Below are 17669 nucleotides of genomic sequence, written 5' to 3'. Positions count from 1 at the left end.
TTTTAATATGAAATTATTTTACTTTTAGAACCTTTTGCATGGTAAAACAAAGCTGCTTCCTGCGCTGAAAAGCGTGGCGTCAGCCACTTTGTTCTTGTAAATTTTAGGAGGTATTAAGAATGTTAGATTTAAAAAGAATTAGAACAAATCCAGAAGAAATTAAAAAAGCTCTTACTAACAGAGGAGAAGATTTCGACACAGCAGTAATTGATGAACTTATTGCATTAGATGAAGAAAGAAGAAAAATATTAGTTCAAGTTGAAACATTAAAGAGCAAGAGAAATCAAGTTTCAGCAGAAATTCCTAAGAAGAAAAAAGCAGGTGAAGATGTTACTGCTATAATGGCTGAAATGAGAGAACTTGGTGATGAAATTAAAGAATTCGATGTTAAAACTAATGAAATAGATGAAAAAATTAAGTATATAATGCTTAGAATTCCTAATATACCCAATCCATCAGTTCCAGAAGGTGAAAGTGATGAAGATAACGTTGAAATAAAGAGATGGGGAGAACCAACTAAGTTTGATTTTGAACCAAAAGCTCACTGGGATCTAGGTACTGACTTAAATATATTAGATTTTGAAAGAGGCGGAAAGATTGCTGGTTCAAGATTTACTATATACAAAGGTTTAGGAGCAAGATTAGAAAGATCAATAATCAATTACTTCTTAGACAAACATACAACTGAAAATGGGTATACAGAAGTTTTACCTCCATACATGGTAAATAGAGATAGCATGACTGGTACAGGTCAATTACCTAAGTTTGAAGAAGATGCATTTAAGGTGGAAAACAATGGATACTTCTTAATTCCAACAGCAGAAGTTCCTGTAACTAATATGTACAGAAATGAAGTATTAAATGGAGCTGATCTTCCATTAAAATATGCTGCTTACTCAGCTTGTTTTAGAGCAGAAGCTGGTTCAGCAGGAAGAGATACAAGAGGATTAGTTAGACAACATCAATTTAATAAAGTTGAATTAGTTAAGTTCTGTAAGCCAGAACAAAGCTATGAAGAATTAGATAAGTTAGTAGCTGATGCTGAATCTGTATTACGAGGATTAGGATTACCTTATAGAATAGTTAGAATCTGCAAAGGTGATTTAGGATTTACAGCAGCAATCAAATATGATATTGAAGTATGGATGCCAAGCTATAACAGATATGTTGAAATATCAAGCTGTTCAAACTTTGAAGAATTCCAAGCTAGAAGAGCAAATATTAAGTATAGAGAAAATCCAAAGGATAAGCCACAATTCGTTCATACTATAAATGGATCAGGTGTTGCTATCGGAAGAACTGTTGCAGCTATATTAGAAAACTATCAACAAGCAGATGGAACAGTTAAGGTTCCTGAAGTATTAAAACCATTCTTCAGAGAAGACGTAATAAAATAATTAGTTAAAAAAGAGGGATTTATATCTCTCTTTTTTATTTTATGAATTTTTACTACAATTGATTTTATTGAATAATAAGTAAAATTATGATAGATTTATTATTGTGGGTGGTATTTGAAGGAAACCATACCAGATAATGAATTGAATTTTTAGATAGTTTATATCTTAAACAGAAAGGGACTAGTATGTGTCATACTCTAAATTTTGGAGGTGATAACATAAATATAGGTTTTATAGGAGCGGGGAAAGTTGGTTTTTCTCTAGGAAAGTATTTAACTAATAACAAAATAAATATTAGTGGTTATTATAGTAGGAATGTAGAATCTACAAAGGAAGCAGCAAAGTTTACAAACTCTAAGTGTTTTGTAAGTATAAATGATTTAATAAAAGAGAGTGATGTTATTTTTATTACTACCCCAGATTCTGTTATAGGTTCTATATGGGAAAATATAGACAAACTATCTATTAAAAACAAGATTATATGCCATTGTAGTGGTTCGTTATCTTCTAAAATTTTTTCTAATAAGGATGAAGAAGCTGCTAAAAAGTTAATATCTGATGCAAAGGCTGTTGAAGAGGCAGGAGCTTTTGCTGTAGTTCTAGAGTGCGTTCCATCTAAGCTTGCAGAACTTATATCAAAGGAAATAAGTATACCAACAATAGGTATTGGTGCAGGTGCTGGATGTGATGGACAAGTTTTAGTTTATCAAGATATGTTAGGCATGTTTTCAGATTTCACTCCTAAATTTGTAAAAAGATTTGCAAATGTAGGTGATTATATGAAGGAAGCCTTTGCAAAATATATTGAAGAAGTAAAAGATGGTGTTTTTCCAGAAGAAAAGCACTGTTTTAAAATAAATGATGATGTTTTAGAAAAATTATATTAAAAGGGAGATAACAATGAAAGTTACAGGAAGTATAGAAGAAGTAATAAGATTAGTTAAGGAATGGAGAAGAGAAGGATTAACCGTTGGATTAGTACCAACAATGGGATACTTACATGAAGGCCACAAGAGCTTAATTGATAGAGCTGTTAAAGAAAATGATAGAGTTGTTGTTAGTGTATTTGTAAATCCAATTCAATTTGGGCCTACAGAAGACTTAGAAAGCTATCCAAGAGATTTAGAAAGAGATAGTGAATTATGTGAAAAGGCAGGAGCTAGCTTAATATTCCACCCAGAGAAGGAAGAAATGTATTTTGATGATTTCTGTACATCAGTTAATATGAGTGTTCTTACTGAAAACTTATGTGGAAAGAGTAGACCAGTTCACTTTGGAGGAGTTTGTACTGTTGTAAGTAAGTTATTTAATATAGTAACTCCTGATAGAGCTTATTTTGGGCAAAAAGATGCTCAACAATTAGCAATTATAAAGAGGATGGTTAGAGATTTAAGCTTTGGAATTGAGATTGTTGGATGTCCTATAGTAAGAGAAGAAGATGGACTAGCTAAGAGCTCAAGAAATACTTATTTAAGCCCAGAGGAAAGAAAGGCTGCTTTAATATTAAGTAAATCATTAAAACTTGGAAAAGAAGCTGTAGATGCTGGTGAAAGAAATAGTAGCAAGGTTATTGATATTATAAAAAATAACTTAGAAACTGAACCTTTAGCTAGAGTTGAATATGTTCAAGTAGTTGATGGTATATCTATGAAAGATGTTGAAACTATAAGTGGAACAGTATTAGTAGCTATTGCAGTATTCATTGGAAAAACAAGATTAATAGATAACTTTATATATGAAGTGTAATTTGGAGGAATAAAAGATGAACTTAACAATGTTAAAAGGAAAAATTCATAGAGCAACTGTTGTACAAGCTGAACTAAATTATGTTGGAAGTATTACTATAGATGAAGATTTATTAGATGCAGCAGGAATTTTAGAGTATGAGAAAGTTCATATTGTAGATGTTAATAATGGTGCAAGATTTGAAACTTATACAATTGCAGGTGAAAGAGGATCTGGAATGATATGCTTAAATGGAGCTGCAGCTAGATGCTCTGAAGTTGGAGATAAAGTAATTATTATGGCATACTGTGAGGTTGATAATGAGGAAGCAAAAGAGCTTAAACCTAAAGTAGTATTTGTTGAAGAGGATAATAGTATAAAAGAAGTAACAAGATATGAAAAGCATGGGGTAATAGCTTAAAATGTGTTGAATAGGGGATTTTAATATCCTCTATTCGATATATAGTAAAAAAGTTTTAAAAAATATGTTGACATATTATATGATAGGTTGTTATAATATAATAGTAAGTTTTGGAGAGATGGTCGAGTTGGTTTAAGGCACCGGTCTTGAAAACCGGCGTACCTTCACGGGTACCTAGGGTTCGAATCCCTATCTCTCCGCCAGGAGAAAAACCTCAACAGTTTGTTGAGGTTTTTTATTGTATTATTTATTCGAATGATTAAGTATATATTTGGCTACTGAATCATCAGTATTAAGCCCTATTATTTCGCTAGCAATTTCTTTTAGCTCACAAGCAGCATTTTCTACAGCACAAGAGTGATCGGAGATATTAAACATAGGAATATCATTAAGGTTGTCTCCAAATGTAACCAGGGTATCAAAATCATATGTATTTTTTAAGTAGTTAATAGCATTTGATTTAGATGCTTTATAATTATATATTTCTAAATTATATACATCTTTATTATAAGTATCAGAATACTTAATAGCAGATATTTCAGGAATATCTTTAAGTTTATCAAATAAGCTGTCTATTTTTTCTTTTGAATCCATTATAGTAAAATATAAAACTTGCGAATTAGAAGGTAAAGGTGCTTCTATAAATGTTTTTAATGAACTATTTTTTCTTTCATCATAAAATTTTACCTGACAAGGTACAGTAAGCTTATTGTGATATACATATAAATGATTATCTTTTAATGTATATATAAAAGGATTTAGTCCTTCACTACTAATTAATTTCTGTAGCTTTGAAATTAAATTACTATTTATAGAAATTGTATGTATATATTTATTATTTTTTAAATCATATATGCTACATCCATTCATGGCTATAACAGGCATATTCAGATTAATATTTTTTAATATGGGAACAATAGTAGCAGGAGTACGGGCTGTTGCTATTGTAAAACTAATATTATTATTTAAGGCTTCATTTAACAGTTTTGTACTGTTTGAACTTATCTTAGCAGAGCTATTAAGCAGCGTACCATCTAAGTCTGAAATATAAAGTATCATAAGTTTACCTCCTAGTATAATTTTGTTGTAAAGTAATTATATAATAAAAAATGAATATTTGTATAGAAAATTTTATAAAATATGTTGACAGAGTTTTAAATACCTGTTATACTAACGAAGTAGGTTACGGAGAGATGGTCGAGTTGGTTTAAGGCACCGGTCTTGAAAACCGGCGTACCTTCACGGGTACCTAGGGTTCGAATCCCTATCTCTCCGCCATATATAATTTTTTTATATGTAGGACACATGGAGGATTACTCAAGTGGCTGAAGAGGCGCCCCTGCTAAGGGCGTAGGTCGGGCAACTGGCGCCCGGGTTCAAATCCCGGATCCTCCGCCAAAACATCTAACAATTGTTAGGTGTTTTTTTTTCGTATATTTGTTTAAATTCAAAATAGGTTATTCATTTTACATTTGTTAACAGAATATTAATTATTAGAAGAGTGTGTGAGAGTGATAGAAATGATAAAAGGAAATAGTGTTTATTTGAGATTAATGATGAAAGAAGATATAAGTAGATTATGCGATTTATGTAATGATGAGAGTGTTAATAAATATAACAACATGTTACCGGATAAAAAGTACTTAAGAAAAAATTTTAATATCCTAAAAAAAATGGACAATAAAATATTAACTATAATAAATGAGAAAGATGTAATTGTAGGTTTTATGGACTACAGAAAACGAGACTTATCATCTGCAATTTATACAATAGGAATAACTATAGGCCAAAAATTTTGGGGAAGAGGATATGGCAAAGAAAGTATAAAAATTTTATGTGATTATTTATTTGAGGATTTAGGTGCAGAAAAAATTGTTATTGAAGTTATAGATAAAAATGTAAGGGCTATAAAGTGTTATGAATCCTGTGGATTTATTGTGGATAAAAAATCAGAGCATGAAGGAACTTCTTTAATAACTATGGTCCTAGAAAAAAGTGAATAATATATTTGAAAAAGGTGTAGCTAAGTTATTAAAATTTAGATATGCCTTTTTAAATTTTAATGATAATTTTGATTATAGAAAAACAAATAAGGAATAATTATAAGAAGGGGTTTAATTAGATTATATAGAATTAATTAATAAGAAAAAAAGTAGGAGATTGTATTTATGGGAATAAGATTTATATACGGAAGGGCTGGTTCTGGAAAAAGCAGCTTTTGTATAGATGAAATTAGCAAAAAGATAAATGACAATAGTATAGATAAACTTATTTATATAGTGCCAGAGCAATACACCTTTCAAAGAGAAACGCTACTCTTAAGAAAAGTAGGAGAAAAAGCTTTATTAAAGGCTGAAGTTCTTAGCTTTAAGAGAATGGCACATAGAATTTTTGAGGCTTATGGAGGAAGAGTACATGATAGGATGAAAGATTCAGGAAGAAGTATGCTTATCCATAAGATTTTACAAAACAATGAAGAGAATATGAGTTACTTCAATAGAATTTCTAAGGAACATGGATTTACAGATATAATATCTGAGACTATAACGGAATTTAAGAAGTATAATGTTTTCCCAGAAAATATTGATGGGACTATTGATAATATTGAGGATAAAGAATTAAAAGAAAAGCTTATGGATTTATCCTTAATATATAGTAAGTTTAATGAAAGTATCGCAGAAAATATGATTGATGGTGATGATGAACTTACTTTATTAGCAGAGAAGCTTAAGCTAAAGGACCCTTATAAAAATACTGAAATATGGATAGATGAGTTTACAACTTTTACTCCTCAGCAAATGGAAGTTATAAGAGCTTTAGCAGGTCAATGCAAGACAATTAACATAACATTATGTATGGATGAACTTGGAGATGGGAAAGGTGATGAAGTTACAGATATATTTAATGTTATAAAGGGTACAGAATACAGAATTTTAAGTATGATGAGAGAAAATAATATTGGATATGAAAACCCAGTAGATTTAAATAAGGATATACCATATCGTTTTAGAGAAAGCAAAGAACTTGCACATCTAGAAAAATATTTTTTCACATACCCTTTTAAACTATATAAGGAGCCAATTAAGGACTTAAGACTGTACAAAGCTAATAACTCTTATGATGAAATAGAAGAAGTCTCAAGGGAAATTATAAGACTTGTACGTGATGAGAATTATAGATATAGGGATATTTCTGTTGTTTGTAGAAATATTGATGAGTATGAAAAGATAACTACAGTTATATTTAATGAATATGGAATTCCATTTTTCCTTGATAAAAAAATAGATATACTAAATAATCAACTAATTATTTTAATTTTATCCACATTAGAAATTTATATTAGAAATTGGTCTTATGAAACTATATTTAAGTATTTAAAAAGTGGGCTTGCAGGTATAAGTAGAGATGAAATTGATAAGCTAGAAAACTATGTTTTATCTAAGGGAATAAAGGGCTATAAGTGGACTGGAGAACTACCAGCTGAGGCTGAAGAAGAAATTGTAGATATTATGGATAGAGTAAGAACACCTCTTATGAACTTCCATAAATCAATAATAAATAAGGATGTAAGAGCAGTATGTACAGCTATATATAACTTCCTTGTAGAAATTGATGTCTTTAATAGAATTGATGAATGGATTAAGGAGTTTGAGGATAAAGGGCTTCAAAGTAAGGTTAAGGAATATGAGCAGGTAAGTGAAATAGTATTAGATATTTTAAATCAAGCTGTTGAAGTTATGGGCTTTGATAAAATTGACATAGATGAATTTTATAAGATATTAATTTCAGGATTTGAAAGCAAGGAAATTGGAGTTATTCCTGCAGCTTTAGATCAAGTTAATGTTGGAGATATTGCTAGAATCAAAGGAAGAGAAGTTAAGGCATTATTTATTGTTGGAGTTAATGATGGAGTTTTACCTTCAGCAAGTAAAGATGAAGGTATATTATCTGATAGGGATAGAGATATCTTAAAGGAAATGGGCGTAGAGCTATCTTCAAGTACTAAGTCTAAGGTATTTGAAGAACAATTTATGGTATATACAGCTTTAACACTAGGAAGTAAATTTATGATGGTAAGTTATCCTATGGCTGATTTTGAAGGTAAGTCACTGAGAGCATCAATAGTAATTCCTAGATTAAAAAGAATATTTACAAATCTTATAGAAGAAAGTGATATATATAATCTTAGAAAAAGAAAGGATAAGTATTCTGATGTAATTGCTCCAGTACCTACATTTAACAATCTTATATTGGCTTTAAGAAAGAGCTATGAAAAAGATGATATTGAAGAATACTGGGATGAAGTATTTTGTTGGTATAAGAATAGAGAAGAATTTAATAATAGATCAGGACATATATTTTCAGGACTAAATTATAGCAATACAGGAGATGAAATTGCCAGGGAAAAAATAAAAGAACTATATAGTACAGATAGTGGAAGGCTTTTATTTAGTGTTTCTAGGTTGGAAAAGTATGCAGGATGTCCTTTTGCGTATTTTGTTCAGTATGGATTGAAGGCTAAGGATAGAAAGATTTATGAATTTACTGCACCAGACTTAGGATCATTTATGCATGAAATTTTAGATAACTTTACAACTAAGATTAAAAGAGAAAAGATAGCATGGTCAGAGCTTACTTCTGATAGGTGTAGAGAAATTGTTGGAGAGCTTATAGATATTAAGTTAAAAGAAGAAAGTGATTCAATATTAAATAGTAGTAAGAAGTATAGATATTTTACTGATAGATTTAAGAGAGTCATAACTAAGTCTATATCTGTAATATCAGAGCAGATGAGAAAAGGACAATTTGAGGTCTTTAGCAATGAGTTTCAATTTGGAACTTATAAAGATGGAGCACCTATAAAATTAGATTTACCATCAGGTGAAGAGGTTTATTTAACTGGTAGAATTGATAGAATAGACACATTAAAGATGGATGGTAATACTTATGTAAGAGTAATTGACTATAAAACAGGTGCTAAGAAATTTGATTTAAATGAACTATATTATGGATTACAAATACAGTTATTAGTTTATTTAGATGCTGTTCTTAGAAATTCTGAATATATATTACGTACTCAAGCTATGCCAGGAGCAATTCTTTATTTTAAAGTTGATGACCCTATAATTAAGAGTAAAACTGAACTTGAGGATGAAGAAATTAGAAAAGAAGTATTACAGAAGCTTAAAATGAATGGACTTTTATTAAAGAATGCAGAACTTGTAAGGGCTATGGATAATGATATGGAGACTTATTCATTAATTATTCCTGCTACTTTTAAGAAGGATGGAGATTTTTCAGCTAATAGTTCTGTTGCTACTGAGGAGCAGTTTGAAATTTTAAGACAGTATGTTAATGATAAAATGATAGAACTATGTAAAGATATGCTTTCTGGAAAACTAAAAATAGAACCATGTAAAAATCAAACTTCAACATACTGTGATTATTGTGATTATTCTTCTATATGTCAGTTTGATACAGGTATAAAGGATAATAAGTATAAGCTTGTAGTTAAAAAAGATGATAAAGAACTTTGGAGAAAAATTGAGAATAAAGTAAGGGGAGGTGCTGAAGATGAGCGAAACTAGATGGACAGAAGAACAAAAGGCAGCCATTGAAACTAGAAAGTGTAATTTACTAATAGCAGCAGCTGCAGGGTCAGGAAAGACAGCAGTATTAGTTGAAAGAATAATAAGGATTATAACAAATGAAGAGAATCCTGTTGATATAGATAAGTTACTAGTTGTTACATTTACTAGTGCAGCAGCATCTGAAATGAGAGAAAGAATTGCAGCAGCTATAACTAAAGGTCTTGAGAAAAATCCTAATTCAAAAAATCTTCAAAAGCAGCTTACATTGTTAAGTAGAGCTAATATAACAACAATGCATTCTTTTTGTCTTGATGTTATAAAAAATAATTTTCATATAATTGAGCTTGATCCAGGCTTTAGAATTTTAGATGAAACTGAAGGAACTCTTTTAAAAGCAGAAGTTTTAGAAGAGTTATTTGAAGATAAGTATGAAGAAGAAAATCAAGATTTCTTAGATTTAGTTGATGCTTATAGTGATTCAAGAAGCGATCAAAAGTTAAAGGATATAATTTTAGATTTATATAGATTTTCCATGAGTGGACCTTGGCCAGATAAATGGCTTAGAGAAAAAGCTGAAGAATTTAATATTCAAAGTAAGGATGAATTATTAAAAAGTACATGGGTTACTGTGCTTATGGAGAACTTAAGTGTTCAGATTAGTGGTTTAATAAGTATGCTTGAGAAGGCTATTTATTTATGCAGAAATGTTGGAGGATTAGAACCTTATTTAGAAAATTTAGATATGGATATGTTTGCTTTAAAAGACGTACAAGATTCTATTGGTGAAGATTTAGATGAAACTTATAAAGCTTTAGTTTCTATAAAATTTTCAAAGTTAAAGACCGTTAGAAAAGCAAATGTTGAAGATGTTGATGCTCAGGAAAGAGTTAAGGATATAAGAAATAGCATTAAAAAAGAAATTGAAAAACTTAAAGAAGAAGTTTTTTCTATGTCACCTGATGATATGTTTATATCAATAAAGGAAGTTTATCCTTATATGAAGACATTAACTGATTTAGTTATTGAATTTGAAGATAGATTTTCAAAGGCTAAGAAGAAAAAAAGTGCCTTAGACTTTAATGACTTAGAACATTTATGTTTAAAAATATTAACTAACGAAGAGTTTAATGTTGCAGAAAATTATAAAGAGTATTTTGATGAAGTTCTTGTTGATGAATATCAGGATTCTAACAGTGTTCAAGAGGCTATTATAGATTTAGTTTCTAGAAAGTATAGTGATGACCCTAATGTGTTCATGGTTGGAGATGTTAAACAGAGTATTTATAGGTTTAGACAGGCAAAACCTGAATTATTTTTAGATAAGTATATGAATTATTCAAGTACTGAGGGTAAAAATAGAAAGATTCAGCTTTATAAGAACTTTAGAAGTAGATTAGAAGTTATTAATGGAGTTAACTATATATTTAAGGAACTTATGTCTAGAGTAGTTGGTGAGCTTGAATATACAGATGATGAAGCGTTAAATTTAGGAGCAGACTATAAGGAAATAAATGATGAGTCTTCAATAACTGGTGGAGACATAGAGCTTCATGTTTTAGATAAGTCAGGAGTATCAGAGGATGAAGAAGTTTTAGAAAATAGAGATGAAGATGAGGAAGAAGAGGATATTGGTGCAATAAACCTAGAAGCAAGAATTGTAGCTAAAAGAATAAAAGAGCTTATGTCTGAAAAAGATGGAAAGACTTTTAAAGTTTTAGATAAAGCTACAGGAGAATATAGGCCTGTGAAATATAAGGATATAGTTATTCTTCTAAGAGCAACTAAAAATTGGTCTGAAGTATTTTTAGATGAACTTGGAGCAGAAGGAATACCAGCTTATGCAGATACAGGTTCAGGATATTTTGAGTCTATTGAAATAAGAACAATTATGTCTCTTTTAAAGGTTATAGATAATCCACTTCAAGATGTTCCTATGATTGCGTTACTTAGATCACCAATAATGAGTTTTTCTGCTGAAGAATTAGGTGACATAAGATTATTTAATAAAGACAATTATTTTTATGAAAATATGAAAGTTATGTCAGAAGAATATAGTAATGAAGTACTTAAGGATAAGTGTGCAAAATTCTTAGTGAAGCTTGATGAGTGGAGAAGTAAAGCTGTATACACTCCTATAGATGAGTTTATATGGTACTTATACATGGACACTGCTTATTATGGATATGTAGGTGCAATGCCTAATGGAGTCCTTAGACAAGCAAATTTAAGAGTTTTATTTCAAAGAGCTAAACAGTATGAACAAACAAGCTTTAAGGGTTTATTTAACTTTATAAATTTCATAAATAAATTAAGAAAATCATCAGGAGATATGGGAAGTGCTAAGATTCTTGGTGAAAATGAAGATGTTGTTAGAATAATGAGTATTCATAAGAGTAAGGGACTTGAGTTCCCTGTTGTATTTTTAGCTGGTTCAGGAAAGCAATTTAATCTTATGGATTTAAATAAGAGTATACTTTATCATGAAGAGCTTGGACTTGGGCCAGATTTAGTAGATTTAGATAGAAGAATTAGTTACAGTACTCTTCCTAAGGAGTCTATAAAACAGCGTATAAAATTAGAAACTTTATCTGAGGAAATGAGAATATTATATGTTGCTTTTACTAGAGCAAAGGAAAAGTTAATAATAACTGGGGCTGTATCAAATGTGGAAAAGTGGGCTGATAAATGTTCATCTGCTGCTGCCTTAGATAAAGATGTAATTCCATCTTCAGAAGTTTTAAAAGGAAAGTCATATTTAGACTGGATTGGAATGGCTGTTAGCAAACATAAAGATGGGGATAACTTGAGACAAATAGCAAATGCTTTGGATATCCCAATAAGAACAGACTTATCCACATGGGAGGTTAATTTATGGACCAAATCTCAATTAGTTGTGGATAAAAACGAAGAAGATGTGGATAAAAATGAAGAAGGACATCTGTTGATAAATTCTCAGTGTGAAACTGTGGATAAAGAAATAGAAAGACGTTTAGGGTTTAAATATAAATATGAGGCGTCTACAAGCTTAAAGAGTAATTTTTCTGTTTCAGATTTAAAGAAAAAGAATTATGAAGAGATAGAGGATACTTTATCAGAAAGTTTATTTAAAGATAAGATAGAAGTAAAGCCTAAGTTTCTTCAAGAAGAAAAGGGACTTACTTCAGCAGAAAGAGGAACAGCAATGCACTTTGCAATGCAGAAGATGGACTTCACAAGAGTTCAAAATTTAGAGCAAATAAATGAACAGCTTAGGGAATTGGTTGATAATGAACTTTTAAGTGAGGAAGAATTTAAAGCCATAAGACCTAGGAAGATATTAAATTTCTTTAAGAGTGATTTAGGAAAAAGATTACTAAAGGCTTTTAATGCAGGAAATACTGTTTATAAGGAGTTACCTTTCTTTACTGAAATAAGTCCTCTAGAGGCAGATAGTTCTTTGCCAGAGAATATAAAGGATGAAAAGGTGAGACTTCAAGGAGTAATTGACTGTTTCTTTTATGAAGGTGATGATATTATCTTGCTTGACTATAAAACTGATTATGTTGAAAGAGGTAACGAAGAGGATATGATAAAAAAGTATACTGTTCAGATTAATTACTATAAAGAAGCCTTAAGAAAAATTACTGGTAAAGAAGTTAAGGAAAGTTATTTATATTTATTCTATTTAGATAAAGAAATAGAGATTTAGAGAAAATTAATTTGTAAAATAAAAGTACATTCAGACATAGAGATTATTCTAATATATCTGAATGTACTTTTTTACTAGAATATCTAATTATAATTTTTATTCTAAATTACGTGAATAATTTGATCTTTTAATTTTTAAATTGCTATTCATTAATGCTTTAGGCCATAATTCTATATATTTAATAATGGCTTTCTTTATATCATCATTTAGATTTTTCCAATTAGTTATTGCTGGATGAATTAATTTATTAAAGTCAGCCTCTTTTCCATATTTCCAACCTTGTTTTTTTCTCTTTTTCAACCATAGTTCATGTTGATATTTGGCTAAACACTCTAAATCTTTTTCTGTAAATTTTATTACCTCTGAATTATTCTTAATTGATTTTAATTCATAATCATCTTTATGTAGTATTTGAGGTATATTTTTTATTTGTTCAATAATCCAAGTTTTTATGTAGTGATGTAACATCATATCATCATCAGCTATATTGACTTTATTATTTGGTAAGTATATGTTTTGATAATTATTAGAAATATAGTATGATATATTATTAGCTTTTTCACTAAAGAATTCTTCAAACATCATATAATTATAGAATTCTTGTTCATCTACATGAAGTTTAAGTTGATCTTGTGATGGTAAGTGTGATTGTTCCCACTTCTTTGCTCCTGATAACATACTCATTTCTAAAATAGCTTCCATTGATCTTGATTCATGTTTGAATTTAGAAACTTTTAATAAGGCTCTAATAATTCCATTATCAACTTGAGCTTCACCATTGTCATTTATAAGATATGGTGTTTTTCTAACTAATAAAGATCTAAGAAGCATTGCTCTTCTGATAATAAATAATTGATCTAACTCTTTATCAGTTTGATTTGGTCCAAGAATATTTACGTATCCTCTTAAACGACTTACAAAGTCAGGACCTTTGGCATTTTTGAAGTTACTTTTAAATATTTCTATTTTTTCTTTATCTTTTATGTATTCTCCACAGAATGATTCGTATGTACTTGATGTACCTCCTGCAAATACAAAGATAGCTTTACCTATTGGATGCAGGGAATCTCCTTCTCTAAATACACCATCTTGCATAGGTGCTAAGAAGTATTTTAACCAGCCGAGGTTTTCTCCAAAACTAGAATCGAATTCATCAAAGAATACTAAAGGTAATTTACCATTAAGTGATATATCTCTGACTTTGTGAAATGCTGCAATTAAGTCATTTACACTTTGGAATTGCGATAAATTAAAATCTATTTTTTCAATTAAATTTGGTGCGATACTTGCTGCAACTTCCGTTACTCCAAAAGATTTTCCTGAACCTGGAGTACCAAAGACTGCAATTGATAGAGGTCTTACTGCATTTCCTGTTGAAATATATTCTGCAATAAGATTTTTTATACTTCTATAAGCTTCAATTTCAGTTCTATCAACTGTCTTTAAGTTTCTAAATTTAGCTATAGGAATATATTTTAAAGCACTATCTTCACCTTTTTTAACTATTTCATAGGCAATATCCTCTAGATTTGTTGAACTCTTATCCTTAATGATATACCAGTCTCTTTGATAGTTAGGATTAGAATTATCTTTTATTTTAATATCTTGAATATACTCACTTAAATCACTGGGATTTTCATCATATTTAAATAATGATTCATTATAATATGTATCATTTTCTAAGTTAATTCCAAAGCCATTAGCAAAATATCTTTGAGCTGATACCATTCCTAGTCTTATTCCTTCATCTATTAAGTCTTGAAAATCTTCACCATTTGAATTATTAGCTATAGTTTTAACAAGACCAGCAACGAAACATGATGTTAAACCATACATTTTTCCATTACCTTCTTTTATAAATCCACCTTCAAATTGGTCAGTTAAAAAATACAACTTGGACTCAGCATTTAATTCCTTATGATAGTAGATTACTCCTTCTAGTCCAAATGGAATTATAAGATTTGTACAATTAGATAAGTATCTAAGTTTAGGATTATTTTTCATTTGCCATACAAAATCTAATGCTGTCTTTTCCCAAGAAAGACCTTTACTAATATTTACTCCTTTAGCTCTTAGGTCCTCTGCATTTATAATAACTATTGTATTTTTTAAATGATTTTTTTCAATGTGCATCCATAATTTGTTGTTAAAATCAATCTTATTTGTTTTATATAAAATTGTAGGTGTTTTGTCACTTTCTTTTATAGCTAATGGCCAAACATCTTCATTAGAATTAAATCCATTGTTATTATCATCTAATATAACTATCTTTGCATCTTTATTATCATTAAATACAGGAAAAACTCTAGGTTCTTCTAAACCTGTTATATAATATCCTGAAAATTCATCAACTCTATAAACTTTATTTTTGCTGTTAGTATCTACTGGAAATTTTTTTAATTGTGCAACAGAAACTAAAATATTATCTACTGAAGATGAGTTTTCTTTTTTTAGATTGGGAGACGCTACATCAAGATTTGTTGATAGTGATACAAGCTTCGATAACAATAAAGCTCCACCTGTATCATATCGTCTACTTACATTAGGATATAACTTATAATTAAGATTATTATTCATTGTAGCTTCCTTTTGCCAAAATAATAAGTTTAAATTGATATCGCCACTTACAACTATCTCTGGTAATTTATTAGTCATAATTAATCAACTCCTTTTTATAAAATTATATAATTATTTTATAATTAGCGTAATATTATAAAAATCTCCTTAAAGAATAGATTATATCTTTAAGGAGATTTCTAGTAAACTACTCTCACCTATAAAGGTGGAAGAATTCTTTATTTTTTAATTAAAATTCTTTTGCTATATTAACTGCTTTATCCATAGCCTTATTTAAAATTCCTTCTACATCAACGCCCATTACATCAAGATTTTCTGCTGTAATACTTTCGACATCATTAATTCCATAGAAATCAAGTAGAGTTCTAACATATCTTTCACCCATTTCAAGGTTTACTCTTTCGCCTTCTGAATATTGGCCGCCTCTAGTTGTTATAATTACTGCTTTTTTACCTTCACATAATCCTACTGCACCTTCAGCTGTGTATTTAAAAGTAATTCCTGTAACACTTGTATAGTCAAAATAAGCTTTTACTATTGCTGGAAGACTTAAGTTCCACATTGGTGCGCTTATAATATATTTATCTGCATCTGCAAATTGATATGCATATTTTAATATTGGATGATTTTTGCTATCTTCTGTCTTAGGTCCAAATACAGCACTTAAATCTTCAGGTTTTAGGAAGTCTATATTTTCTTTATATAAATCTAAAATGATAACTTCATCTTCAGGGTTATTCTTCTTATACTCTTCTACAAACTTGTCTGAAATTTTAAATGTTCTAGATTCTCCTTCTGGTTTTATATTTGCTTTAATATATAGTATCTTCTTCATTCTAAATTCCTCCTTTGTATATGTAATTATAAGTAATATATATTTAATTTGTGTTTATTATTAAATATTATATCCATATAATAGTTCATATATTACTCTTTGTGAAGGAGGCACTTTTTTTGTATATAGTGCAAAAAAGTATACTATATAGTCTTATTTTATAATAAAAATAAACAAATGTAAGGACTATAATCAATATATTATTAGTTTTATTAATTATCCATAAATCTTTCACTATAATAATTTTTAGCACATAGTATAAGGTCTTCATTATTATTTTTTATTTTGTCTTCAATAACTTGATTTAGTAAATAATTTAGTATTTCACCAATAATTCTTCCAGGTTTAATTTTTAAATTAGTTATTAAATAATTTCCGTCTATAGCTAAATCTTTAATATATAGTGGTTCATTACTGTTTATTATTTCATTAAGTATTAAGTTTACTTTACTTAAATCTTTATTATTTGTTTTTTCATATAAATCAATAAGATCAAAAACATTCTCTTTTCCGCAACTTATAATTAATCTTTTGCAGTCTACCTTTGAATTTATAGAGTCTATTAATTTATAAGACGAGGTTAAAGTAATAACTTTATTTATAGTATTGTTATCAAAAGTCATTTTTCTTAATAAGTCCTTTACTAAGGATAAATCTAAATTTAGAAATAAAAAAGCAAGTCTACTAACTAATGAGTTATTAAGTTTATCTAAAGTGTTATTGATATTAAGATTATAAGGAATAATCTTTGATAATAAAGAACTATCAGAAAGTTTTTTCATTCCTAAAAAGGGATTGGAACTTAATAAAATTTTTGAAAGTTCTACACGCATACGTTCATTACTTACATTCTCTATTAACTTTGAATTTGATTTAATAGCTAAATAAGTTTTTTCATCAATATCAAAATTAAGCTGAGAACTAAATCTGATGGCTCTAAGCATTCTTAAAGCATCTTCTTTAAAGCGTTTATCTGCATTGCCAACACATTTTATTATTCTATTTTTTAAATCTGTATTTCCTGAAAAATAATCTATAAGTCCTTTTCTATCGTTATAAGCAAAGGCGTTAATAGTGAAGTCACGTCTTGATAAATCTTCTTTTATGTCTGAGACAAAGGTTACACTATCAGGTTTACGATTATCAGAATATTTTCCTTCTACACGATAAGTTGTAACTTCATAAGGCATTTTATTAATAAGAACAGTTATAGTTCCGTGTTTAATGCCTGTTGGAATAGTTTTATCAAATAATTTTTCTGTAACTTCAGGAGGTGCGGAAGTAGCTATATCATAATCCATAGGAGCTTTTTTTAGTAAAGCATCTCTAATACATCCTCCCACCATAAAAGCTTCATATCCGTTATTATAAAAAGTATCAATAATAAATTGAACATCTTTTGGAATTGAAATAAGCATAAAAATACCTCCATAAA

At 29.1% G+C, this 17669-nt stretch carries 11 protein-coding genes and 3 tRNA genes; 10 read left to right on the top strand and 4 right to left on the bottom strand.

Annotation, left to right across the window (positions count from 1 at the left end):
* Nucleotides 1–119: 119 nt before the first annotated feature.
* The 5 genes from serS to BM384_RS03075 all read left to right on the top strand — a co-directional run bounded on the left by serS (nucleotide 120) and on the right by BM384_RS03075 (nucleotide 3746).
* Entirely contained in the window at nucleotides 120–1397 is a 1278-nt protein-coding gene (serS, locus tag BM384_RS03095) for a serine--tRNA ligase (protein ID WP_090010961.1), read from the top strand.
* Between the two features lie 185 nt (nucleotides 1398–1582).
* Complete coding sequence (locus BM384_RS18610; protein WP_090010959.1) at nucleotides 1583–2284, top strand: 3-methyl-2-oxobutanoate hydroxymethyltransferase; 702 nt, start codon at nucleotides 1583–1585, stop codon at nucleotides 2282–2284.
* A gap of 13 nt (nucleotides 2285–2297) precedes the next feature.
* On the top strand, nucleotides 2298–3143 hold the full coding sequence (panC, locus tag BM384_RS03085) for a pantoate--beta-alanine ligase (RefSeq protein ID WP_090010957.1): 846 nt from the start codon (nucleotides 2298–2300) through the stop codon (nucleotides 3141–3143).
* 16 nt (nucleotides 3144–3159) lie between these two features.
* Nucleotides 3160–3543: an aspartate 1-decarboxylase gene (gene panD, locus BM384_RS03080; RefSeq protein WP_090010955.1), complete on the top strand. Its 384-nt coding sequence runs from the start codon at nucleotides 3160–3162 to the stop codon at nucleotides 3541–3543.
* Between the two features lie 112 nt (nucleotides 3544–3655).
* Nucleotides 3656–3746 (top strand) — tRNA-Ser (locus BM384_RS03075).
* Nucleotides 3747–3786: 40 nt separating this feature from the next.
* Here the strand turns inward: BM384_RS03075 and BM384_RS03070 are convergent.
* On the bottom strand, nucleotides 3787–4602 hold the full coding sequence (locus BM384_RS03070) for an HAD family hydrolase (protein ID WP_090010952.1): 816 nt from the start codon (nucleotides 4600–4602) through the stop codon (nucleotides 3787–3789).
* Between the two features lie 128 nt (nucleotides 4603–4730).
* Between BM384_RS03070 and BM384_RS03065 the strand changes: the two genes are divergently transcribed.
* The 5 genes from BM384_RS03065 to addA all read left to right on the top strand — a co-directional run bounded on the left by BM384_RS03065 (nucleotide 4731) and on the right by addA (nucleotide 12822).
* Nucleotides 4731–4821, top strand: a tRNA-Ser gene (locus BM384_RS03065).
* A gap of 29 nt (nucleotides 4822–4850) precedes the next feature.
* Nucleotides 4851–4941: transfer RNA gene (locus BM384_RS03060), tRNA-Ser, on the top strand.
* Nucleotides 4942–5063: 122 nt separating this feature from the next.
* Nucleotides 5064–5546, top strand: coding sequence for a GNAT family N-acetyltransferase (locus BM384_RS03055; RefSeq protein WP_139232032.1), 483 nt, complete (start codon nucleotides 5064–5066; stop codon nucleotides 5544–5546).
* A 165-nt stretch (nucleotides 5547–5711) separates the two neighbouring features.
* A complete protein-coding gene (gene addB, locus BM384_RS03050; protein WP_090010948.1) occupies nucleotides 5712–9131 on the top strand; it encodes a helicase-exonuclease AddAB subunit AddB in 3420 nt (1139 codons plus the stop codon).
* A complete protein-coding gene (gene addA, locus BM384_RS03045; protein WP_090010946.1) occupies nucleotides 9118–12822 on the top strand; it encodes a helicase-exonuclease AddAB subunit AddA in 3705 nt (1234 codons plus the stop codon). The genes addB and addA overlap by 14 nt, the downstream gene beginning before the upstream one ends.
* Nucleotides 12823–12918: 96 nt before the next feature.
* Here addA and BM384_RS03040 read toward each other — a convergent pair whose 3' ends face one another.
* The 3 genes from BM384_RS03040 to BM384_RS03030 form a co-directional block, all read right to left on the bottom strand.
* Nucleotides 12919–15477 carry a RyR domain-containing protein gene (locus BM384_RS03040; RefSeq protein ID WP_090010944.1) on the bottom strand — a complete coding sequence of 853 codons (2559 nt, stop codon included), beginning with the start codon at nucleotides 15475–15477 and terminating at the stop codon, nucleotides 12919–12921.
* A gap of 151 nt (nucleotides 15478–15628) precedes the next feature.
* Complete coding sequence (locus BM384_RS03035) at nucleotides 15629–16234, bottom strand: FMN-dependent NADH-azoreductase (RefSeq protein WP_090010942.1); 606 nt, start codon at nucleotides 16232–16234, stop codon at nucleotides 15629–15631.
* A 212-nt stretch (nucleotides 16235–16446) separates the two neighbouring features.
* Nucleotides 16447–17652 carry a CCA tRNA nucleotidyltransferase gene (locus tag BM384_RS03030; RefSeq protein WP_090010940.1) on the bottom strand — a complete coding sequence of 402 codons (1206 nt, stop codon included), beginning with the start codon at nucleotides 17650–17652 and terminating at the stop codon, nucleotides 16447–16449.
* Nucleotides 17653–17669 lie beyond the last annotated feature (17 nt).

Source organism: Clostridium sp. DSM 8431, from assembly GCF_900116755.1.
GTDB lineage: Bacteria > Bacillota > Clostridia > Clostridiales > Clostridiaceae > Clostridium.
The sequence above is the reverse complement of the archived record's forward strand: the minus strand, read 5'-3'. Positions and strand labels throughout refer to the sequence as shown.

Coding starts and splice junctions, on each gene's coding strand:
- BM384_RS03035 (WP_090010942.1), bottom strand. CDS start 16,234: ATGAAGAAGATACTATATATTAAAGCAAATATAAAACCAGAAGGAGAA.
- serS (WP_090010961.1), top strand. CDS start 120: ATGTTAGATTTAAAAAGAATTAGAACAAATCCAGAAGAAATTAAAAAA.
- BM384_RS03030 (WP_090010940.1), bottom strand. CDS start 17,652: ATGCTTATTTCAATTCCAAAAGATGTTCAATTTATTATTGATACTTTT.
- addA (WP_090010946.1), top strand. CDS start 9,118: ATGAGCGAAACTAGATGGACAGAAGAACAAAAGGCAGCCATTGAAACT.
- BM384_RS03040 (WP_090010944.1), bottom strand. CDS start 15,477: ATGACTAATAAATTACCAGAGATAGTTGTAAGTGGCGATATCAATTTA.
- BM384_RS18610 (WP_090010959.1), top strand. CDS start 1,583: ATGTGTCATACTCTAAATTTTGGAGGTGATAACATAAATATAGGTTTT.
- BM384_RS03055 (WP_139232032.1), top strand. CDS start 5,064: ATGATAAAAGGAAATAGTGTTTATTTGAGATTAATGATGAAAGAAGAT.
- addB (WP_090010948.1), top strand. CDS start 5,712: ATGGGAATAAGATTTATATACGGAAGGGCTGGTTCTGGAAAAAGCAGC.
- panC (WP_090010957.1), top strand. CDS start 2,298: ATGAAAGTTACAGGAAGTATAGAAGAAGTAATAAGATTAGTTAAGGAA.
- BM384_RS03070 (WP_090010952.1), bottom strand. CDS start 4,602: ATGATACTTTATATTTCAGACTTAGATGGTACGCTGCTTAATAGCTCT.
- panD (WP_090010955.1), top strand. CDS start 3,160: ATGAACTTAACAATGTTAAAAGGAAAAATTCATAGAGCAACTGTTGTA.